This is a genomic window from Allofournierella sp. CML151 (genome assembly GCF_027853465.1).
In the GTDB taxonomy this organism is placed as follows: domain Bacteria; phylum Bacillota; class Clostridia; order Oscillospirales; family Ruminococcaceae; genus Allofournierella.
This window is the reverse complement of the sequence record NZ_JAPNNW010000013.1, coordinates 70,110-90,759: the sequence shown is the minus strand read 5'-3', so window position 1 is coordinate 90,759 and position 20,650 is coordinate 70,110. Positions and strand designations below refer to the sequence as shown.

The 20,650-nt window shown below is 59.5% G+C and carries 18 protein-coding genes; all 18 read right to left on the bottom strand.

Annotated features, from left to right (window positions below):
• Positions 1-37: 37 nt before the first annotated feature.
• Positions 38-1,390, bottom strand: a complete 1,353-nt coding sequence (locus PH256_RS10505; protein WP_270914129.1) for an enolase C-terminal domain-like protein — start codon at positions 1,388-1,390, stop codon at positions 38-40.
• Positions 1,391-1,713: 323 nt separating this feature from the next.
• Positions 1,714-2,946: a glycerate kinase type-2 family protein gene (locus PH256_RS10500; RefSeq protein ID WP_270914128.1), complete on the bottom strand. Its 1,233-nt coding sequence runs from the start codon at positions 2,944-2,946 to the stop codon at positions 1,714-1,716.
• A 31-nt stretch (positions 2,947-2,977) separates the two neighbouring features.
• Positions 2,978-3,859 (bottom strand): 2-hydroxy-3-oxopropionate reductase, encoded by an 882-nt coding sequence (gene garR / locus PH256_RS10495; RefSeq protein WP_270914127.1) that lies wholly within the window; start codon positions 3,857-3,859, stop codon positions 2,978-2,980.
• Between the two features lie 56 nt (positions 3,860-3,915).
• Positions 3,916-4,338 (bottom strand): PPC domain-containing DNA-binding protein, encoded by a 423-nt coding sequence (locus PH256_RS10490; RefSeq protein ID WP_270914125.1) that lies wholly within the window; start codon positions 4,336-4,338, stop codon positions 3,916-3,918.
• Positions 4,339-4,360: 22 nt separating this feature from the next.
• Complete coding sequence (locus PH256_RS10485; protein WP_270914123.1) at positions 4,361-5,281, bottom strand: dihydrodipicolinate synthase family protein; 921 nt, start codon at positions 5,279-5,281, stop codon at positions 4,361-4,363.
• Positions 5,282-5,287: 6 nt separating this feature from the next.
• A complete protein-coding gene (locus PH256_RS10480; protein ID WP_270914121.1) occupies positions 5,288-5,458 on the bottom strand; it encodes a hypothetical protein in 171 nt (56 codons plus the stop codon).
• A gap of 77 nt (positions 5,459-5,535) precedes the next feature.
• The gene (locus tag PH256_RS10475; RefSeq protein WP_270914119.1) at positions 5,536-7,431 is read right to left on the bottom strand and encodes a sigma 54-interacting transcriptional regulator; all 1,896 of its coding nucleotides are present in this window, start codon (positions 7,429-7,431) and stop codon (positions 5,536-5,538) included.
• A gap of 183 nt (positions 7,432-7,614) precedes the next feature.
• Positions 7,615-8,946 carry an enolase C-terminal domain-like protein gene (locus tag PH256_RS10470; RefSeq protein ID WP_270914117.1) on the bottom strand — a complete coding sequence of 444 codons (1,332 nt, stop codon included), beginning with the start codon at positions 8,944-8,946 and terminating at the stop codon, positions 7,615-7,617.
• A 204-nt stretch (positions 8,947-9,150) separates the two neighbouring features.
• Positions 9,151-10,149: a mannonate dehydratase gene (locus PH256_RS10465; RefSeq protein WP_270914115.1), complete on the bottom strand. Its 999-nt coding sequence runs from the start codon at positions 10,147-10,149 to the stop codon at positions 9,151-9,153.
• 95 nt (positions 10,150-10,244) lie between these two features.
• Positions 10,245-11,093 carry an MBL fold metallo-hydrolase gene (locus PH256_RS10460; protein ID WP_270914113.1) on the bottom strand — a complete coding sequence of 283 codons (849 nt, stop codon included), beginning with the start codon at positions 11,091-11,093 and terminating at the stop codon, positions 10,245-10,247.
• 28 nt (positions 11,094-11,121) lie between these two features.
• The gene (locus PH256_RS10455) at positions 11,122-11,964 is read right to left on the bottom strand and encodes an MBL fold metallo-hydrolase (protein WP_270914111.1); all 843 of its coding nucleotides are present in this window, start codon (positions 11,962-11,964) and stop codon (positions 11,122-11,124) included.
• Positions 11,965-12,021: 57 nt separating this feature from the next.
• Positions 12,022-13,203 carry an SLC13 family permease gene (locus tag PH256_RS10450; RefSeq protein WP_270914109.1) on the bottom strand — a complete coding sequence of 394 codons (1,182 nt, stop codon included), beginning with the start codon at positions 13,201-13,203 and terminating at the stop codon, positions 12,022-12,024.
• Positions 13,204-14,037: 834 nt separating this feature from the next.
• Positions 14,038-14,370, bottom strand: a complete 333-nt coding sequence (locus PH256_RS10445) for a hypothetical protein (RefSeq protein WP_270914107.1) — start codon at positions 14,368-14,370, stop codon at positions 14,038-14,040.
• Positions 14,371-14,395: 25 nt separating this feature from the next.
• Complete coding sequence (locus PH256_RS10440; RefSeq protein ID WP_270914105.1) at positions 14,396-15,784, bottom strand: relaxase/mobilization nuclease domain-containing protein; 1,389 nt, start codon at positions 15,782-15,784, stop codon at positions 14,396-14,398.
• Between the two features lie 3 nt (positions 15,785-15,787).
• On the bottom strand, positions 15,788-16,066 hold the full coding sequence (locus PH256_RS10435) for a plasmid mobilization protein (RefSeq protein WP_270914103.1): 279 nt from the start codon (positions 16,064-16,066) through the stop codon (positions 15,788-15,790).
• 198 nt (positions 16,067-16,264) lie between these two features.
• The gene (locus tag PH256_RS10430) at positions 16,265-16,618 is read right to left on the bottom strand and encodes a TnpV protein (RefSeq protein WP_270914101.1); all 354 of its coding nucleotides are present in this window, start codon (positions 16,616-16,618) and stop codon (positions 16,265-16,267) included.
• Between the two features lie 13 nt (positions 16,619-16,631).
• Entirely contained in the window at positions 16,632-17,507 is an 876-nt protein-coding gene (locus PH256_RS10425) for a ParB/RepB/Spo0J family partition protein (RefSeq protein WP_270914100.1), read from the bottom strand.
• A 299-nt stretch (positions 17,508-17,806) separates the two neighbouring features.
• A complete protein-coding gene (gene ppdK / locus PH256_RS10420) occupies positions 17,807-20,449 on the bottom strand; it encodes a pyruvate, phosphate dikinase (protein WP_255396691.1) in 2,643 nt (880 codons plus the stop codon).
• Positions 20,450-20,650: the final 201 nt, after the last annotated feature.

The following is a 20,650-nucleotide window of genomic DNA, read 5'->3' as shown; positions in this document are numbered from 1 at the left end:
AAGAGAAAAGGAGAAATCCATTCATTTTCCGCCCTGCTCAGCGCACCAGGCAGGGCTTTTTGTGATCGTACTTCCAGCCGGGAATCAGGTACTGCATGGCCATGGCGTCGTCCCGGTCGTGGCTGGGCAGGCTGTTGTACAGGGCGTTGGCCTGCATCACCCGCTCCATGTTCAGGTGCACGCCCAGGCCCGGGGCATCCGGTACCTGCAGCTTGCCGTTCACGATCTGGGGGGTGTCCACCAGCAGATTCTGGCCGTCCTGCCAGATCCAGTGGGTGTCCAGCGGGGCGGGCTCGCCGGTAGCCGCCGCGCCCACCTGGGCAAAGGCCGCCAGGGTGATGTCGAAATGATTGTTGGAGTGCACACCCCAGGTCAGGCCCCATTTTTCCAGCAGCTGCGCCATGCGAATGGCCCCGTCGAAGCCCCAGAAATGGGGGTCGGCCAGGATGATGTCGCAGGCGTTCAGGCTCACGGTGTGGTAGAACTGCCGCCAGTCGGTGGCGATCATGTTGGTGGCCACCTGGAACTGGGTGGCGTTCTTGAACTCCCGCATGATCTCCCGGCCGGAATAACCCGCTTCGGGGCCGCAGGGGTCCTCCACATAGGTGATCACATCGTGCATGTTCTTGCACAGGCGAATGGCCTCCTCCAGGCTCCAGGCACCGTTGGGGTCGATGTTGATGCGGGCCTCGGGGAAGGCCTTTTTCACCGCCCGCAGCGTTTCCATCTCCTCCTCGCCCCGCAGCACGCCGCCCTTGAGCTTGAAGTTGTTGAAGCCATATTTTTCGTGCAGGGCCTGGGCCTGCTCCACCATCCGCTCAGGGGTGAGCATCTCCTGGCGGCGCAGCCGGAACCAGGCATCAGAGCTGCCGCTCTCGTCCAGATACTGCAAGCCGGGGGCGGTGTACTTTTCCTTGTCGGACACATAGAACATGTAGCCCAGCATTTCCACCTCGGTGCGCTGCTGGCCCTCGCCCATCAGCTGGCACATGGGCACACCCAAAAACTGGCCCATCAGGTCCATCATGGCGCACTCGATGGCCCACTCGCTTTTCACCACGAATTTCAGCTTGGAGATATCCAGCGTCTGGATACCCTCGCCGTCGTCGCCCTCGGCCCGCTTGGCCAGCTTGTGGATGCGCTGCAGTACCTGGCGGTAGCAGGCCACCGGCTGGCCCTCCACCAGAGGCTTCACCGCGTTCAGGCACTCGCAGGTGTAGTCGCCGCCGTGAATCTCGCCGATGCCGGTGTGCCCGGCGGTATCGGTCAGAATCACCAGGTTGCGGGTGAAGCAGGGCGCGTGGGCGCCGCTCAGGGTCATGAGCATGCTGTCGTAGCCCGCCACCGGGATGACCTGCATAGTTTTGATAACAGGGGATGTTGCGTTCATTCTTATTTCCTCCGGTATACTGGGCCCCACCGTGGGGCCGGGCATTTTTTCTGCCTTTATTGTAGCCCGTCGTGCCCCGCTCTCACAAGCGGCAAACCCGACGGGATATACCCTTCCGTGCTGTGCGCTTTGGCAAACCGTTCATTTTCCTTGCAGCTTCCTTTCATCCGGCATTCATTCCTGTACCGGGTATTTCAATCCTGCAAAAAAGCAAACACCGCCCGCGCTCCGGGAACCCCGGAGCCGGGCGGCGCCTGCCTTATAAGGAGAATATTAAAATGAGAGGTATGATAACAGTTCGGTTGGGTGTGTATCGGCTCGGCTCAGCGCACCAGCGCCAGAGCCACGTCGTTCACATTGGTGCCGGTGGGGCCGGTCACAATCAGTCCCCCGGTCTTCTGCAGGGCATGGTAGGCATCGTTGTCTGCCAGTACCCCGTGCACGGTCAGTCCCTCAGCCAGCAGCGCGGCGCGGGTGCTTCCGTCCACATAGCCGCCCGCGGCGTCGGTGGGGCCGTCGGTGCCGTCGCTGCCCACGCTGAACACCGCCGCATTCTCCATGCCCGCGATGCCCTCGGCGGCGGCCAGGGCAAGCTCCTGGTTGCGGCCGCCCTTGCCCTTGCCGGTGAGCTGAACCACCGTTTCACCCCCGGCGATAAAGGCCATGGGGTGCTCAGGGCAGGCGTGGGTCTTGACGATGGAGGCCAGGAAGCTTCCCGCCTCCTTGGCCTGGCAGCACAGCTGGTCGGTGAGAATCACCGGCTCGTAGCCCAGCTGGCGGCAAGCTTCGGCAGCGGCGGCGCACAGCTGGCGTACGCTGCCGGTGATCTGTGTTTCCACATTGTCCAGCTGCTTGGGGGTTTCCTGCTTCAGGCACTCCATGGCAGCATCGCTCAGGTTCAGATGGTACTTTTCCACCACCGCCAGTGCCTGGGCGCAGGTGGAGGAATCCGGGCAGGCGGGACCGGAGGCAATCATATCCAGCGGGTCGCCCAGAATGTCGCTGAGCACCACCGCGAACACCTTCGCCGGCGCGCACAGCTGGGCAAAGCGCCCGCCCTTCACAGCACTCAGGCGCTTGCGCAGGGTATTCATCTCCACAATGTCCGCCCCGCAGGCCAGCAGCTGGCCGGTGATGTTCTGCAGCTCCTCGCCGCTCACCAGCGGCTTTTCAAACAATGCGCTGCCGCCGCCGGACAGCAGGAACAGCACGGTGTCGCCCTCGCCCGCGTCCTTGACCAGGTCCAGTGCGGCCTGGGTGGCGGCGAAAGAGTTCTCGTCCGGCACCGGGTGGCCCGCCTCGTAGCAGGTGCAGCGGGGAATGGGCCCCTTCACGTGGTCGTATTTGGTCACCACCACACCGGCGGTGAGCCCGTCGCCCAGCTGGGCCGCGGCGGCACTGGCCATCTGCCAGGCCGCCTTGCCCGCTGCCACCAGCAGCACCCGGCCGGAAAACGCCCGGCCGCTCAACGCACGGCGCACTGCCTCGTCCGGCAGAACAGCCCGGATGGACTGTTCAATGATGGTATTCGCATCGCTGCGCAAGCTGCTGTTCATGGCACATTCCTCGCTTTTTTCTTGAATGGAATCAGCGGCCGATCTGAATGTCGGTCAGCTTCTCGTAGTACTGGGCAATGGCGCTGTGGTCCGCCTGACCCTTGCCGTTGTTGTGCAGCCACTGCATCACTTCCTGCACGGCGGCGGTCATGGGCAGCGGAGAGCCAACGGTGTGGGCGCAGTCCAGCGCGTTGTTCAGGTCCTTGATGTGCAGGTCAATCTTGAAGCCGGGCTTGTCGTTGCCAGCGATCATCATGGGAGCCTTGGCGTCCATAACGGTGCTGCCGGCCAGGCCGCCGCGGATGGCCTGGAACACCAGCTCGGGGTCCACACCGGCCTTCTGGGCCAGGGTCAGGGCCTCAGCCAGAGCCTGGATGTTGCAGGCCACGATGATCTGGTTGGCCAGCTTGGTGGTGTTGCCGGCGCCCACGTCGCCGCAGCGCACAACAGAAGCACCCATGGCGCCCAGCAGGTCCTTGTACTTGTCGAACACTTCCTGCTTGCCGCCCACCATGAAGGACAGGGTGCCGTCGATGGCCTTGGGCTCGCCGCCGGAAACGGGGGCGTCCAGCATGTCGATGCCCTTGGCCTCCAGCACAGCGGCGATCTCCTTGCTGGCAACCGGGTTGATGGAGCTCATGTCGATGAAGGTGGAGCCCGCCTTCATGTGGGCGGCAACACCGTCGTCGCCCAGCATAACTTCCTTCACCTGGGGGGAGTTGGGCAGCATGGTCAGTACCACGTCGCAGGTCTCGCCGATCTCAGCCTGAGTGGCGTAGGTGGCACCGGCGGCCACTACCTCGTCGATGCTGGCCTGGTTGCGGTCGTTTACCACCAGCTCGTAGCCGGCCTTCAGCAGATTCTTTGCCATGGGCTTGCCCATGATGCCCAGTCCAATCAAACCAATTTTCATGATAAATTACCTCGTTTCTTTTGTATAGTGTTTCTCCGAAAGAAGTTCGGGGGAAATCATAAGAATTTGAACAGGTTCAGCCCGATCTCGTCGCTCAGCTGGCGCTCCACCGTGCCGTCCACCACATCCAGCACCATCTCGCAGGTGCCGCCCACCACTGCGTGGCTCATGTGGCCGCCCAGGGCCTTGTTGTCCAGCCCTGCGGCACTCAGATGCAGGTGAGCGTAGTGCTCGCCCTCCTTGGTGGTCACGGTGCCCCACAGGCTGGTGATCTCGGTCAGCTCGTGGTAGGTGTGGCTGTCGTATTGTTTGGTGTCGGGGTTGAACAGGCCCACGGTGAACTCGCTCAGCGCGCCCAGGGCCTTCACCTCGGCCAGGGTGATGTGCTCGGCCTCACACAGCTTTTTCAGCTGCTCCAGGATCTCCTCACCCCGGTCGATGCGCACAAACACCTTGTTTTGAAAGCGGCGGTATTCCATCGGTCCTCGCTCCTTTCTCGGATCAAAGCAGGTCCATATCCTCCAGCACCTTGCGCAGCTTTGCCTTCTGGTCCGCGTTCAGCTCCTGGATGGGGTCCAGACATTTGCCCACCGGCAGGCCCTGCATCACCAGTGCCTCCTTGATGGTCTGGGGGAAGGTGCCCATGTTGGTGGCGATGCGCAGCGGAGCCAGCTTGTACTGAGCCTCCAGCGCACCCGCCAGATCGCCGTCCTCCCATTTGTCGTAGATGTCGGCGGTGATGCGGGGGGCCACGTTGGCGCAGCTGGCAATGGCGCCGGTGGCGCCGTACATCAGGGCAGCGAAGATCAGGGTGTCGCGGCCCATGAGCACGTTGAAGTGATCCCGCTGGTCACGGGTCAGGCGCAGGTACTCCTCGCTGTTGGTCATGTCGCCGGTGGAATCCTTCACCGCCACGATGTTGGCGCAGTCCCGGGCCAGGCGGGCCACCGTCTCGGGAGCGATGGTCACGTTGGTCTTGGGCTTGTTGTTGTAAAGGATCACCGGCATATCGGTGCTGTCGGCAATGGTCTTATAGTAGGTGTACAGCTCGTCCTGGGTCTGGCTGATGAACATGGGGGTGAGCACACTCACCGCGTCGTAGCCGCCCACCTGCTCCACCAGGCGGATCAGATGGATCACGCCTCGGGTGGTAATGTGGTTGCAGCCGGCGAACAGCTGAATGGGCCGGCCCTTGCGGGTGGTCATGCCGGCCACCGCATCCTTCACGGTGGTCAGGATCTTCACGAACTCCTCGTCGTTCACCGCGTAAAACTCACCGGTGGTTCCCATGGGGAACAGGCCGTGCACGCCGTTTTCCACCAGCCGCTTGCTCATCATGGCCAGGGTCTCATAGTCCACCGATCCATCCTCATGGAAGGGGGTGATAATGGGGGGCGTGATCCCATAGGGTACAAAAGCCACGGTTTATCATCCTTTCTTTCTCCATGGCGCATCGGCGCGTAGCGCCGCCGCCTTATTCTTGACACTACCCATTATAGAAAAAAGGCCCGTCAAAACAATTGACGGATAAGCCAAAGCACCGCTTTCCCTTTCATTGCAAATTGCCAGTCTTTCAAAAGAGAGCGAAAAGCGTTTCATTTTTATTTCATCCTGAAATGAAAGGTCTGTCAAAGCAGTAAAAAAGCCGCATCCTGTTTGCAGGATGCGGCTTGGGTTTAAAGCTCAATGCCCAGCTTTTTGATTTTCCGCCACAGGGTGGTGGTGCTCATGCCCAGCTCCTGAGCGGTGAGGGCCCGGTTGCCGTCGTTGCGCTCCAGCGCCTCCAGAATGCGCTGGGCCTCCCGGCTCTGGCGGGGTTCGGCGGGCTGCTTGACATCGTCCGGCTGGCGGGGGTACATCTCATCATACAGGCTGCGGATGGCCGTCTCGTCAATGCTGCGGTGGCGGGCGGTGAGCACCAGCCGCTCCAGGAAGCCGTTGATCTGGATGATGTTGCCCGGCCAGTCCAGGCTTTTCAGCAGCTCCATGCCGCCGTTTGTGATCACATGGTAACGGCGCAGGTTCTCGCACAGCCGCTGGAAGGTATCCTGCAGCAGATCCGCCAGGTCCTCCGGGCGCTTTTTCAGAGGCGGCAGATCGATGCGCAGACCCGCCAGAAGATAATACAGATCCATACGGAACTGGCCCTGGCAGGCCAAAGCGTACAGATCGCCCTCGGAGGTAACGATGATGCGGGTGTTCACATGCACCGGCCGCTCCAGATTGCGCTGGATCACCCGGTGGTAGCGCACCGCCTGGTAGATGTTGGACTGCACCGTGTACGAGAGCTTGTCCACCTCTTGCAGCAACAGGGTGCCGTTCTCGGCCATGCCCAGCACGCCCAGATCCACCTCGCCGTCCTTGTTCTTGTAGCCGGTACCGAACAGGGCGGTCATCTGGTCCTCCGGCTCCAGGCTGGCGCAGTTCAGCTGCACGAAGGGGCCGGTTCGGTTGGTGCTGTTGTTGTGAATGCACTGGGCCAGCAGGCCCACCTCCAGCCCCTGGGGTCCCGCCAGCAGGATGGGCGCGGCGGACTGGCTGAACAGCCGGGCCTGGTCCACCGCCCGGGCCATGGCGGGTGAACGGTGGTGCACGTTCTCAAAGCTGCGCTGGGTCAGATTGCCCTGCAGCAGCTCGCCGTCCTCGGCGCGAGGGTCCAGCTGGATGGAACGGTGTACCTTGTGGCAGGAGAGAATGGCCCCGTCCACCTGGCCGTCCTCCAACCGGATGGGGGCGAGAATGGCCACCATGGCCTGGTACCGGATATGCAGGAAGGTGGAGTAGCTGTTGCCGCCCGCCAGCACGTTGTCGATGACCTCCTGCTCCAGGCCGGGGATCACCTCCTGCAGCGGGCGTCCCAGCAGCGCGTCGCTGCCGCATTCCAGCGCCTCCAGCATGATGTCATTGCACTTGGTCACCCTTCCGGCCCGGTTCAGCTGTATGTAGCCGTTGGTGGTGTTGTTCAGCAAAGCGTCGATCTGGGCGTTGGCCCGCTGGTTCATCTCGTTGGCCATCAGCGCGGTTTCCGCGTTCTGGATGGCATCGTTGAAGGAGTCGTCGCTGAAATCCAGAAACAGGCTGGCGCAGCCCGCCTCTCTGGCCATGTCCATGGTCAGATCGCCGCCGATGATCACATCCGGCTTGCTGGCCAGCGCCTTGCGGTTCATCTCCTCGTACTCCTCTTCGGTGCGGTAGGCGAAAATCTGCAGGTCCACCCCGAAGAGCATGCTGCAGCAGCTGGTATCGCACAGCATGTCGCACACCGCCACCAGCGCCACCCGGGGCCGGGGCTCCACCGTGAGGCGCTTGGCCTTGCACAGCAAAAGACCGATGCCCTGGGCGGTGAGCTTCACGCTCACCACCGGCACGTTCAGATTTTCCCGGATACGCAGCGCCTGCAGGCCCCGGCAGATCAGGATTCCCGCCCCGTTCTGAATGGAGGTGCGGGCCTCCTCCACCGCGTTTTCGGTCTCGATCTGGCGGATCTCGGCGATGGAATAATGCCCTTTGGCCAGCTCCCGGGCCTGGAGCACCAGGTCGTCCTTGGGCAGTAAAATTGCAATGTGGCTCATAACAGCCCCTTTCCGGCAGCGGCGCTGCCCGCGTGATGGCTCTGCAATCAAATTGCAAGTATTCTGAAATGAATTATAGCATCTTTCCTCCCGCCACACCAGCGGCAGGCAAAAAAGGGACGGGCCGGTCCCGGCCCGTCCCTTTGGAGGGGTTTGGCGTTTTTACAAACGGCGGCCTGCCGCTCAGCGCACCATGCAGGGGCGCTTGGGATCAAACTTCCAGCCGGGGATCAGGTACTGCATGCCCTTGGCGTCGTCACGGGCGCCCAGGCAGTTGTCCACATACAGCTGATGGGCCTTCATCACCTGCTCCCGGTCCACTTCGATGCCCAGGCCCGGCTTCTTGGGCAGGTCGATGCAGCCGTCCACGATCTGCATGGGCTCCTTGGTCAGCCGCTCCAGACCCTCCTGCCAGATCCAGTGGGTGTCGATGCCGTTCATCTTACCGGGGATGGCGGCGGCGCACTGCACCACCATGGCCAGGCTGATGTCGAAATGGTTGTTGGAATGGCAGCCCCACATCAGGCCGAAGTCGTTGCACAGCTGGCCCACACGAACCGAGCCGTTCATGGTCCAGAAATGGGGGTCGGCCAGAGGGATGTCCACGCTCTGCAGGGCGATGCAGTGGCACATCTGGCGCCAGTCAGTGTTGATCATGTTGGTGGCGGTGGGCATCATGGTGGCCTTGCGGAATTCGGCCATCACCTCACGGCCGGAGAAGCCGTTCTCCGCGCCGCAGGGGTCCTCGCAGTAGGCCAGCACCTTCTTCAGCTCGGGGGCGATCTCCAGCGCCTCGGCCAGGCTCCAGCAGCCGTTGGGGTCCAGATCCACACGGGCGTTGGGGAAGGCCTCCTTGATGGCCTGCACCGCCTTCAGCTCCTCCTTGGGCTCCAGCACGCCGCCCTTGAGCTTGAAGTCCTCAAAGCCGTATTTCTCGTGGGTGGCCTTGGCCAGAGCAACAATGGCCTCGGGGGTCATGGCCTCCTCATGGCGCAGGCGGTACCACTCGCAGTCGGAATCCGGCTCGGAAGCGTAGGGCAGGTCGGTCTTCTTGCGGTCGCCCACATAGAACAGGTAGCTCAGGAAACGCACCCGCTCCCGCTGGATGCCATCGCCCATCAGCGCGGCGGCGGGCACATCCAGATACTTGCCCAGCAGGTCCAGCAGCGGGGCCTCAATGGCGGTGACCACATGCACGCCGGTGCGCAGATCGAAGGTCTGCTGGCCGCGCACGTCGTCCTTGATGTTGGCATCCAGCCAGGCGCGCACCTTGTTCAAGGTAGCCTTGTAATCGCCGATGGCGGTACCCACCACCAGGTCCTTCACATTCTCCAGCGCGGCGGTGATCTTCTGGCCGCCGGGCACCTCGCCCACGCCCTCAGTGCCGGTGGAATCGGTGAGGATGACGATGTTGCGGGTGAAATAGGGCGCATGCGCACCGGAAAGATTCAGCTCCATGCAGTCCCGCCCGGCAACGGGATATACTTCCATCTTGGTGATCACAGGTGTTTTCATAATTGATGCTCCTTTTGCAGATGTTCAGGATCGGGCGGGCCGCCTTTGGCCCGGTGCCCGGCGCTCAGCCTTTCGTCTGGTATAAGCATACCAGCAGCAGGCAGCGGCGGCAATCTGCAATGCCGCCTAAAATCCCCGGTTCCCATTGTGCGCTTCGCACGGGATTGCACAAGGGCGTTTCATTTGTTGCAACAGCATTTCAAATCATGCAGACGGGCCGCCGGAATACGGGTTTTGGCCGCATTCCCGCATTGCAGCCTCCCACAGGCCTTTCATGTGACCGGTGGGATAGGCAAAGGCGCCCAGCGTCCCGCCCATGGACGGATACCCTGCAAAGGCGTGGTCCACCGACATATAGCCCTCGTAGCCGCAGCGCACGAACTGCTTCATGATTGCGTACATATCGGCATAGCCGTCCTCGCTGAGCGTCTCCTCAAAATAAGGCAGCCGGCCGGACACGTTGCGGAAGTGTACCACCAGGATCTTGTCCCGCTCGCACAGGCTGCGGATGTCCTCCATCAGGTTGCCGAAGGCCTCGCCGCCCTCCAGCCAGCAGCCCACGCAAAGCTTGATGCCCAGTGCCGGGCTGTTGTTCGCCAGCCGGAAGGCCCGTTCGTAGCAGTCGGTGTTGTAGATCAGGCTGTGCACGCCGCCCAGGGATTTCACCGGCGGGTCGTTGGGATGCAGCGCCAACCGCACTCCGCTGGCCTCGCACACCGGAAGCACCCGGCGCAAAAAGTACGCAAAGTTGGCCCAGATCTCCTCTTCTCCATATTCCCGGTCATTGCTGACGGGCCGGGCCGCAATCTCGGCCATATCCGCATAGGCAGATACCCCGCCCCGGGTACAGGGGCGGCAGGCCCGGCCGGTACGGAAGATTCCGTTGGGTTGCCAGGCCACCGAGACGATCTTCACGCCCATACGCCCGGCCAGCCGCACAAAGGCGCAGAACTGATCCAGCTGCTCCTCCCGGTCCGGCCGGCCAAGGATAATGGCGGGATTTTTCTGCAGCGGCGGGCAGGCCAGGTCCGAGATCTCCAGATCAAAACGGGCCAGCCGTTCCTTCTCCCGCTGCAGGTCCTCCTCGTTTGCCTGGGGCGGCATTACATTCAGATTCAGATAGCGGATGCCCATCTCCCGGATGAAGGCCAGTTCCTCATCGGTGTGGCCCATACGTGCGGGCAGCTGAAAACGAACCGGCATCGCGGTTTCTCCTTTCCTGTAAACAGGCAAAGGGCGCATCCCCTGCCCCGCAAAGGACGGGAGATGCACCCGCATGCCTTATGATTGATGTGCGATCAGCCGGCGGAATAAACCTCCGGATACATCTTCTTCACAGCCTCAGCACGGTCCCGCAGCACATCGCCCCACAGCTCGCCGTCGATCCAGACCCGGTAGTCGGTCTTGTCCTCGGGGATGTTGGGCTTCACATTGCCCTGGTTCAGGTGGCTGGGCAGGCAGATGTCCACCTTCCAGCTGTCGGCCATCTCCAGGCAATCCTTGATGAAGATGTGGGGCAGCTCCAGAGAAAGCCCGTTCTCCTCCAGGTAGCTCTTCGCCATCAGGCCCACGCCGATACCGCCATGCATGGCGCAGCGGAAGGTCTCACCGGTGGTCTCGTCGGTATCGTCGAACCAGAAGGAGGTGGCGCCGGGAGTATGACCGGGGGTAAGGCGGGTGTGTATCGAGAAGCGACCCAGGTCGATGGTGGTGGAATCATCATAGAAATGATCCGCCCGGTAGTCCACCATGGGCAGCGGGTCGGTGCGGTCCTTCCACAGCTGGTGCTGCTCCTCATCCGCCTTGGAGATCCATACCTCGGCCCCGGTCAGCTCCTGCAGATAACGGGCACCGTTCACATGGTCCCAATGCCAGTGGCTGAGCAGAATCTTCTTGATCTGTTTGGGATCGTAGCCCGCCCGCCAGATGCGATCGATCAGCAGATAAAAGGAGGCACGGTACCCGGTGTCAATCAGAATCAGGCCTTCGCCGGAATCCAGCAGATAAGCGCACACATCGTCCTGGCCGCCCACCTGCCACACATGGGGCGCCGCCTTATAGGCAGGCACCGCATATTTCCAGGGGTGCTCCAGATCGTCGCCGCAGCGGGGATGCTCCACCGGCGCGTAAAACAGTTTCTTTTCCATAATCAGCGGCTCCCTTCCTGTTCTAATTTTATTTGCCGGCGTAGTGCTCAGGGTAATATCCCTTCACCACTTCCGCCCGGCCCAGCATGGTCTCGCCCCATGCTTCGGGGTCGATCCATGCCTGATAATCGGTTCGGTCCTGGGGAATGTTGGGCAGCACATTGCCCATATTCAGATGGCTGGGCATCATGATGTCCACCTTCCACTTGGCCAGCTCGGCGCAGTCCTCCACAAACTGGAAAGCGATCTCCTTGGTCAGGCTCCACTCCTCCAGATTCTCCGGACGCATCATGGGCACGCCGATACCGCCGTGCATGGCGCAGGCATAGGTTTTGCCGGTCTCGTCGTCGGTGTCGTTGAAGAGGAACGCCACCGCACCGGGGGTATGGCCCGGGGCCAGCTTGACCTGGATGGAGAAGCGGCCCAGCTGAATGGGCGCATCGTCGTAGAAATTGGTAACGGTGAAATCCACCATGGGCAGGTGATCGGTGCGGTCCTTGTGCATCTGGTGCATGACCTCGTCTTCTTTGGACAGCCACACCTCACAGCCGGACATCTCCTGCAGGTAACGCGCACCGTTCACATGGTCCCAGTGCCAGTGACTGAGCAGAATCTTCTTGATCTTGGCGGGGTCATAACCCAGCCGCCAGATCTGGTCCAGCATCAGGTAGAAGGAGGCCCGGTAGCCGGTATCGATCAGGATCAGGCCATCGCCGGAATCCAGCAGATAGGCACACACATCGTCCTGGCCGCCCACCTGCCATACATGGGGCGCTACCCGGTAGGCATCCACCGTATACTTCCAGGGATGCTCGATATCATCGCCGAAGCGGGGATGATTGACCGGTGCGTAAAAGATTTTCTTTTCCATAACGTTTCCTCCCGGCCGCCCCGCGCAGCGGCGGGGCGGCGTTTCGACCTTTGTGGATCAATACAGCGGATACATGAGCTGGGCAGAAACCGCGCAACTCACAATGGCGATCAACACATACGGCAGGGTGAATTTAAGAATCTTCACCGGGTTGTAACCGCCGGCCGCGAAGGTAACGGCAGCCTCGCCGGAGCCGGAGGGGAATGCGATCGCGAAGTAGTTGCAGGTACCGATAATCAGGATCAGGCCGCGGGGGTCCCAGCCACCGGCCAGTGCCACAGAAGCGGCAATGGGGACCAGCACGGTCTGGGTGGCCAGGTTGGAGATGAAGGTGGTCATCAGCACGGTAACAGCAGAGAACACCAGGAAGACGATGAACTGGTTGTCGATGTGACCCAGAACGCTCAGCAGGCCGTTGCCGACCAGATCACCAGCACCGGAAGCGCCCAGAGCGTCGGCAACCACCAGAACGCCGGCCAGCATCCAGATCATATCGGCGGTCATGTGCTTCACGGTCTCCTGCACGCCCAGGCAGCCGGTGTAAACCAGCACCAGAACGCCGGCGGCGGGAGCCAGGTACATCAGGTTGCCGGTCCATTTGTTCAGGATCATGACCAGCATCACAACAACGAATACCACGTAAACGATGATCTGCTTGTTCTGGGGCAGCAGGTCCACCTGCTGCGCCTTCTTCAGAGCGCTCTGGTCCAGGGTGCCGTCCTTGGGCATCAGCTTCCAGCACAGCACGCAGTAAATGACCAGGCAGATGCCGGGCAGAATGGCGAAGAAGAAGGGGTCCAGCATGGTCAGTGCATACTGGCTGTCCGGGATAACGCCCTCGTACATGGCGTTCAGGGTTGCAAAGGTGGTGGCGCCCAGGCCAATGGGAGCGCGGAACTTCCAGGCCACCATAACGCCCAGCAAAGGCATGAGCAGGCGGTTGGCAGTAATGTCGCCGGTCTTGCTCAGGGTGTTCAGGAATACGATCAGAATCGCGATGGCTGCAGTGGTGGGGATAAACTGGGCGAAGATGATGCCCACGGCATAGAAGGCAACCACCAGCAGCAAGCCGTGTGCGCCTTTGATGCGGTCAAGCAAAGCGCTGATCTTGCCCACCAGGCTGGTTTTCGTCAGCACCTGGCTGATGGCCAGCATAGGTGCAATGAGGACCACGATTTTATTGGCAAAGCCGCCGAATGCAGCGCCCAGATCCACCACGCCCGTGGCCGCAAGAACCACTCAGCAGGTCATCGTTGTAACGCCGAACGGCACTTTGTGCCATACAAACATCACCATCATAAAGAGGGTGACTGCAAGCACGATATACATGTCCATTGTTCATTCCTCCGGTTTTGGTTTCTGTGTCTTGGGGATGTGCTCCCGAAGCAACCGTGGCCACAGTTGTCTTTCTCACAGTGTCATCATACCAGCCTGTTTCCCGGCTAACAATCGACAAAAATCACCAAACCGGCCCCGGCCCCTTGTATCATTCTGCCGAGATTTCGTTTTGTGTTCCATTTGTGTTGCAGGAATTGCATAATTCTTTCAGTTTGCGGCAGTTCCTGTTTGGTATACCGACAATTGGCAAACACATTTTTATTCTGACGCTAAGGTACTGTAAAGTCATTGTAGCCTGCTTATATCCTTGTGTGCGGTTTGTCGGTTGCTTTACATTTCCAGGTGTTTCTTCTTGTCGAAAGACGATATATTCCGTACAATAAACAATAATGCTGGCGAGGCAGACTATAGAACGAATGTCCGAACAGATAACCCAGCGGTTACAGAAAAAGCATTATATTGCACCGGACCATTCAGCATGATACCATTACACTGTGATTGACAAGCACATCAGGGAGAATGGAACCATCGCGCCTAAACCGGAAGATTGTATCACTATTCTCCACCCCCAGACTGATAGCCTAACTCTAGTCTGATTAAATAAAAAAATTTAATTAGCAGATAATTGATTTCCCTATCCAGATTTCTGTTCCAAGGTTGTGAAAGTTTGCAACAACAGAATTCAAAGAGCTATTGGCTCCCTGTTTTTCACATTCATACATATTTTCGCAAAAATCAATCAATTTTCTCCGCCATAACCCAGTTAATATTCCCTCTGGCGTCCTCTTCCAGTGTGCAGCGCCAGAGGCTATCCGTGGGAACCCGGGCGAAATCGATATCAGTGCACTTCCGGGGTGCGTAGTGCTCTTTGGCGTTGCGCCAGCAGGCAAGGCGAATCTTCTCGCCGGTGTCCTCATCAGTGAAATAACAGAACAGGCACATCCGCTTGCCCCAGGTGCGGTAATCCAGGCGCAGATTGAAGGTCCCGGCTTTCTCAGGGCGGCTGTACTGCTCCAGATTGGCTTCCATGCGCTCTTCGTAGTTGGTCAGAATTCCGTAGTAGTTCATAGTCGTTTATCCTTTCTTTTTTGGGTTATCGTTCTTCCCGGCAAGCGGCATGTTGCTGCTCCTGGGTGTTCAACAATTCAATTCTCTCCCGCATCCGGTCTGCCCGGGGCGGGATTTTTTGTGCGGTACGCAGCTCTTTGCGTACCGCACAGATTTTTTCGGTGAGCTGGTCTTTCTCGGCATGTAGGGCGGTGCATTCCGCCGGATCGTGACAGCGGCGCAGCCGGTTGCGACAATGGGTGCGCCGGGCCTCCAGAGTTTGCAGCTCCTCGGTTTTCTGGGTGATGAATTGCTCCACTTCCTCCCGGGTTTGCAGCGAATATCGCTCCAGCAGATGCAGCTGGGCTTCGATCTGCTCCCAGTGGCGCAGGTCCTCCCGCATGGCCGGATGGGGCGGGCGATGGTTGGGGATCTTCTCGGGCAATCTGCCCAGCAGGTAGCAATAGTACAGATAGGTGCGGTAGATGCCCAGCGTTTTGAGCAGGGCCTTTTTGAACTCTTCCTGTTTCCACCGGTCGTGGGGATGAACCGGGGGATAGCATCTGCGGTACCGTTCCTGCCGCGTAAAGAGAGAAGAATACACAGTGTTTTCGCAGACGCGGTCAAAGAGGGCCTCTTCCGAGTACCGTTCACCCAAGGTTTTAAAGCGGACGGCATGTGCGTCACCGGGCATTTTGATGGTGGCGTATTTGCGGTTCGGGCTGAAATTCACCTCATAGCCCATTTTCCTCAGGCGGGTGGGCAGCTCTTCGAAATGGTTGCATTCAAGGACTGCCCGGTCGATGTCCTGCCGCATCACGTTGTAACGGGTGGGTTCGCCCGCCTTTTCCGCCTGAAAGAGATTCCGGGGTGTGCGGTGACGGGAGGGGTCTTCCACCACTGAAAGCCCATGCTCCCAGCAGAGCGTATCCGACGCCTTTTGCAGCGCCCGATAGGTTTTCCGGCAATCGTTGTACCGTTTTCCGTCCACAAAGGAGACGGAGTTCAGCACGAAATGGTTATGGCAGCAATCGGTATTCAGGTGAGTGGCAACCAGCACCTGAAACCGGTCACCCCAGAGCCTGCGGGCCAGCTCCACTCCAATGGCATGGCATTCTTCCGGGGTGACTTCTCCGGGCGGAAAGCTCTGGTAGGCATGAAATGCGACGATGCCTGCCGTGTCGCCAAACTGCCGTTTGGTCAGTTCCATCTGCTGGCGGGCGATCTCGGGCAGGCAGTTCACTCCGCTCACAAACAGCTGGCGATCCTGTGTTGTTTTGGAATGGTTGGCTGCGTACTGGAGCACCTCGGTCAGATCGTCCTTTGCCGGAGCCAGTCCCGTCAGGTCCGGCATTCGGGTTTTCTCTTCGTTTTCGGCGTAGCGGATGAGGGAATCCAGACGGCCCCTCACCGGCCAGATTTTGGTCACAGCCACAGGTCAGGTCTCCTTTCTGGGCAGGGTAGTGGCCTGGATGGCCAACAGGGTATTCAGCAGTTCTGCCTGCACCTGTGGGGTATTCTCCCGCTGGTAAAGCTCGGTGAGGCGGGCGAGAATCTGCTGGTATTCCAGCGGCGGAGTGGGCTGGGGTACTCGCCCGCTCAACCGCATCCGCACATAGCGAGACAGAGACAATCCGCAGGCTTTGGCGGCCTGCTCAAACCGCTGTTTTTCTTCCTGGGTCACGCGGATATTCAGTTGGATGGTTCGGTTCAGCATGTGTTTTCTCCTTTGCTAATGAAAAAGGACCGGGCGGTCTGGCCCGATCCTTTTGTGTTGTTGCGTTGTTGGGTTGATCGGGGGTTGCAGGGGGATTTCCCCCTGTGCAGAGCGAGGCTCTGCGGCGGCGTATGGCTTTCAAAAAGCTATACAAAGCCAGTGCTCGTTCCCCCTGTGGACAGGCGTTTTTCTGTCCGGTCATCCTAGAGCTTCCGGATAGAGAAATTCCGGCAGAATCGCCTGCTCCGCAGCGTCCCGGATCAGGTTCATCCGGCGCACCCACTCCATGGGATTTGCGCGCTTGAGGGCTTCGTCCACCTGTTGCTGGCGAGCCATCCGGGCCACACATTCCTGCACGGCCTGCCGGGCCTCTTCGTCCACCTGGGACAGGTGCTGATTGAGCCGATTCTCCAGCAGCAACTGGTCCAGCAGGTCGGGGCGATGGTTCTCCAGAAACTGACAGCGCATCTCACCGTAGCGGCCAATGGGGCGGACCGTATCGGTGGACAGTAGATTGGGCAACAGATAACCGTTGACGTTTGTGTATTGCATGGTAAGACCTCCGTTATCGCTCGGGTTGATTTTTGTTGTAGCCTCGTTTGTGCTGCCAGTTACGCAGCAGAAGCAGGATGGTATTGTGCATCTGTTCCGGTGTGTAGCTGGGCGGAAAGAACTTCTTCACGTCCTCCTGATTCAGAAAGAACTTCTGCCGCTGATTGGGCTTTTCTTCGGTGAGCAGATGGTGCAGGTATTCCCGCGTCAGAGTTCCGGCCTGACTCATCTGCTTGAGGGTACGGGACTGGGTGAGGGAAGGCGTAGCCTGGCAGGCATCCATTTCATCTTTCAAACGCTGCTGATCTTCCTCGGTGAGATAGGAGATCTCCACCGCCGGATTGAAGGCGATTCGGCCTTCGTCCACCATCTGAAGAATAGAGGGAATGAGATAGGTCAGACGGATATAACGCTGAATTGTACGCGCACTGTCATTACTTTGTTCAGCCAATTTACCATCTGACCGTGTGTTCGTGCCAAGTTGGCACGAAGTTGCCTTTCCCTGATGCTTGATCGCCTCCATCTTCATTTTGTACGCAAAGGCTTTTTCACTGGGCAGAATATGTTCCCGCTGAATGTTGCTGTCCACCAGAAGGATGATCGCTTCATCGTCGGTCATCGGGCGCACCAGCACGGGCAGGCGGGTGATGCCCAGCGCCTCGCAGGCAGCTTTGCGGCGATGGCCGCTCACGATCTCATAGCTTCCGTTCGGCAGCGGGCGGGCCAGCAGGGGAGAAAGCACCCCGTATTCCTGAATGCTTTCCTTCAGCTGGTCCATTTCTTCGCCGGTGGCTACCCGGAACGGCTGGTTCTGAAAAGGCACCAGCACCCCGGCATCCAGCATGGTCACCACCTGAGAATCGGGGGTATTTTGTGTGGTTTCGTTCATCTGTAACACGCTCCTTTATCTGCAAAAATGATGCGCTGCAAAGGGGGAAATGGGCCCGAAAATGTACACCGCAAAGTGGGTACATTTTTGAAAATACGGGCCGGAGCCCCAAAGCCTTGTGGAAAATAGGCAGAAAAAATCCCCCTGCGCTGTTTCCAGCGGCAGGGGGATTGGCGTATTACAGGTATACTTCCAGGTCGATGTCATGCCATCGACTGGGCTTTACCACGCAATTTCGCGCTTTCTGGAACGCATGGGCGTTCTCAAAGTGCAGCGTCAGCTGCATGAGCCCGATCGGATTACTTCCGGGGGTTCTTGATGGCTGCCTGAGCGGCGGCCAGACGGGCGATGGGTACACGGAAGGGAGAGCAGGACACGTAGTCCAGACCAACCTTGTGGCAGAACTCCACGCTCGTGGGATCGCCGCCGTGCTCACCGCAGATGCCCAGACCCAGGTCGGGACGGGTCTTGCGGCCCAGGGTTACAGCCATCTCAACCAGCTTGCCTACGCCGTTCTGATCCAGATGAGCGAACGGATCGTTCTCATAGATCTTGTTGTCGTAGTAGTAGTTCAGGAACTTACCGGCATCGTCACGGCTGAAGCCGAAGGTCATCTGGGTCAGGTCGTTGGTGCCGAAGCTGAAGAACTCGGCTTCCTTGGCGATCTCGTCCGCGGTCAGAGCGGCACGAGGAATCTCGATCATGGTGCCCACTTCATACTTCATGTCCACACCGGCAGCCTTGATCAGCTTATCGGCGGTAGCAACCACCACGTCCTTAACGAACTTCAGCTCCTTGACTTCGCCTACCAGGGGGATCATGATGTGAGGAACGATCTTCAGACCGGTCTCACGGCTTACGTTGATAGCAGCGTTGATCACTGCGGTGGTCTGCATCTCGGCGATCTCCGGGTAGGAAACGGCCAGACGGCAGCCACGATGGCCCATCATGGGGTTGAACTCATGCAGGCTGTCGATCACGTTGTGCAGATGCTCAACGGTGATGCCCAGATCCGCAGCCAGCTCCACGATATCCTCTTCCTTGGTGGGCAGGAACTCGTGCAGAGGCGGGTCCAGATAACGGATGGTCATGGGACGCTCGCCCAGAACCTTGTACATGGCCTCGAAGTCACCCTGCTGATAGGGCATGATCTTAGCCAGAGCCTTCTTGCGGTCCACCACGTTCTCGGCCACGATCATCTCGCGAACAGCCTTGATGCGGTCGGCCTCGAAGAACATATGCTCGGTACGGCACAGGCCGATGCCTTCGGCGCCGAACTCTACAGCCTGCTTGGCATCGCGGGGGTTATCGGCGTTGGTGAAGACCTTCAGCTGACGGGCAGCGTCGGCCCAGCTCATGAAGCGGCCGAAGTCGCCGCTGATGGAAGCGTCAACGGTGGGCAGAGCCTTGCCGTAGATGTTACCGGTGGAGCCGTTCAGGCTGATCCAGTCACCGCGCTTGTAGGTCACGCCGCCCAGAGTGAACTGCTGCTTGTCGTATTCCACAACGATCTCGCCGCAGCCAGATACGCAGCAGGTGCCCATACCGCGGGCCACAACGGCAGCGTGGCTGGTCATACCGCCGCGCACGGTCAGAATGCCCTGTGCAACGGCCATGCCCTCGATGTCCTCGGGGCTGGTCTCCAGGCGAACCAGGATGACCTTCTTCATCTCGCCGCTCTCAACGGCGTTCTTGGCGTCCTCAGCGGTGAATACCACCTGGCCGCAGGCAGCGCCGGGGGAGGCAGCCAAGCCCTTGCCGATCACTTCGGCGTTCTTCAGGGCCTCGGGGTCGAACTGGGGATGCAGCAGGCTGTCCAGCTGCTTGGGATCAACGCGCAGAACGGCCTCGTTCTCGTCGATCATGCCCTCGTCCACCAGGTCAACGGCGATCTTCAGAGCGGCAGCAGCGGTGCGCTTGCCGTTACGGGTCTGCAGCATGTAGAGCTTGCCATCCTCGATGGTGAACTCCATATCCTGCATATCCTTGTAGTGATTCTCCAGACGGGTAGCGATGTCCACGAACTGGGCATAAACCTCGGGCATCTGCTCCTGCAGGTGCGCGATGGGAGAAGGCGTACGGATACCGGCCACAACGTCCTCGCCCTGAGCATTGATCAGGTACTCGCCGAACAGAGCCTTTTCGCCGGTGGCGGGGTTACGGGTGAAGGCCACGCCGGTGCCGCTGTTGGGGCCGGTGTTGCCGAATACCATGGCCTGCACGTTAACGGCGGTGCCCCACTCGTAGGGGATCTCGTTCATGCGGCGGTATACGTTGGCGCGGGGGTTATCCCAGCTGCGGAACACGGCCTTGACTGCCTCGATCAGCTGAACGCGGGGATCGGTGGGGAAGTCGGTGCCCATGTGGCTCTTGTACAGGCTCTTGAACTTGAAAACCAGAGCCTTCATATCGTTCTCGTCCAGCTCGGTGTCCATCTTGACACCCTTCTCGGCCTTCATCTGGTCGATGATTTCCTCGAACTCAGACTTGGGCAGCTCCATAACCACGTCGCTGAACATCTGAACGAAACGGCGGTAGCTGTCGTAAGCGAAGCGGGGGTTGCCGGTCTTGGCGGCCAGGCCCTCGACCACTTCGTCGTTCAGGCCCAGGTTCAGGATGGTATCCATCATGCCGGGCATGGAAGCGCGGGCACCGGAACGGACGGAAACCAGCAGGGGGTTGGCAACGTTGCCGAACTTCTTGCCGGTGATGTCTTCCATCTTGCCGATGTATTCATAGATGTCGGCCATGATCTCATGGTTGATCTGACGGCCGTCTTTGTAGTACTGGGTGCAGGCTTCGGTGGAAATGGTGAAGCCCTGGGGAACAGGCATACCAGCGTTGGTCATTTCGGCCAGGTTGGCGCCTTTGCCGCCGAGGATGTCGCGCATGTCGCGGTTACCCTCGCTGAACAGATAAAGGTATTTTTTCTTGTTCAAAATCTTCAACCTCCAATGGTAGCACCGGGCGGGGCTGAGCCTCGGGCGATGCCGATATTCCGTTTGTGATGAACACATTATAACAGATTCGAGAAAAAAATACCAGAACTTTTTTCAGAATTTGGAAACTTTTTGTGTCAAATCACTGTAAAATTCGACAAATAACGGTAAAAAGCCGCTTTGCGGGCATAGTAAGATTGGTTC

What these genes read in the sequence shown, in the direction of transcription:
- PH256_RS10445 (WP_270914107.1), bottom strand. Translation starts at nt 14,370, where the DNA reads ATGAACTACTACGGAATTCTGACCAACTACGAAGAGCGCATGGAAGCC.
- PH256_RS10430 (WP_270914101.1), bottom strand. Translation starts at nt 16,618, where the DNA reads ATGCAATACACAAACGTCAACGGTTATCTGTTGCCCAATCTACTGTCC.
- PH256_RS10500 (WP_270914128.1), bottom strand. Translation starts at nt 2,946, where the DNA reads ATGAACAGCAGCTTGCGCAGCGATGCGAATACCATCATTGAACAGTCC.
- PH256_RS10455 (WP_270914111.1), bottom strand. Translation starts at nt 11,964, where the DNA reads ATGGAAAAGAAAATCTTTTACGCACCGGTCAATCATCCCCGCTTCGGC.
- PH256_RS10460 (WP_270914113.1), bottom strand. Translation starts at nt 11,093, where the DNA reads ATGGAAAAGAAACTGTTTTACGCGCCGGTGGAGCATCCCCGCTGCGGC.
- PH256_RS10465 (WP_270914115.1), bottom strand. Translation starts at nt 10,149, where the DNA reads ATGCCGGTTCGTTTTCAGCTGCCCGCACGTATGGGCCACACCGATGAG.
- PH256_RS10490 (WP_270914125.1), bottom strand. Translation starts at nt 4,338, where the DNA reads ATGGAATACCGCCGCTTTCAAAACAAGGTGTTTGTGCGCATCGACCGG.
- PH256_RS10480 (WP_270914121.1), bottom strand. Translation starts at nt 5,458, where the DNA reads ATGAAACGCTTTTCGCTCTCTTTTGAAAGACTGGCAATTTGCAATGAA.
- PH256_RS10505 (WP_270914129.1), bottom strand. Translation starts at nt 1,390, where the DNA reads ATGAACGCAACATCCCCTGTTATCAAAACTATGCAGGTCATCCCGGTG.
- PH256_RS10425 (WP_270914100.1), bottom strand. Translation starts at nt 17,507, where the DNA reads ATGAACGAAACCACACAAAATACCCCCGATTCTCAGGTGGTGACCATG.
- garR (WP_270914127.1), bottom strand. Translation starts at nt 3,859, where the DNA reads ATGAAAATTGGTTTGATTGGACTGGGCATCATGGGCAAGCCCATGGCA.
- PH256_RS10475 (WP_270914119.1), bottom strand. Translation starts at nt 7,431, where the DNA reads ATGAGCCACATTGCAATTTTACTGCCCAAGGACGACCTGGTGCTCCAG.
- PH256_RS10470 (WP_270914117.1), bottom strand. Translation starts at nt 8,946, where the DNA reads ATGAAAACACCTGTGATCACCAAGATGGAAGTATATCCCGTTGCCGGG.
- PH256_RS10435 (WP_270914103.1), bottom strand. Translation starts at nt 16,066, where the DNA reads ATGCTGAACCGAACCATCCAACTGAATATCCGCGTGACCCAGGAAGAA.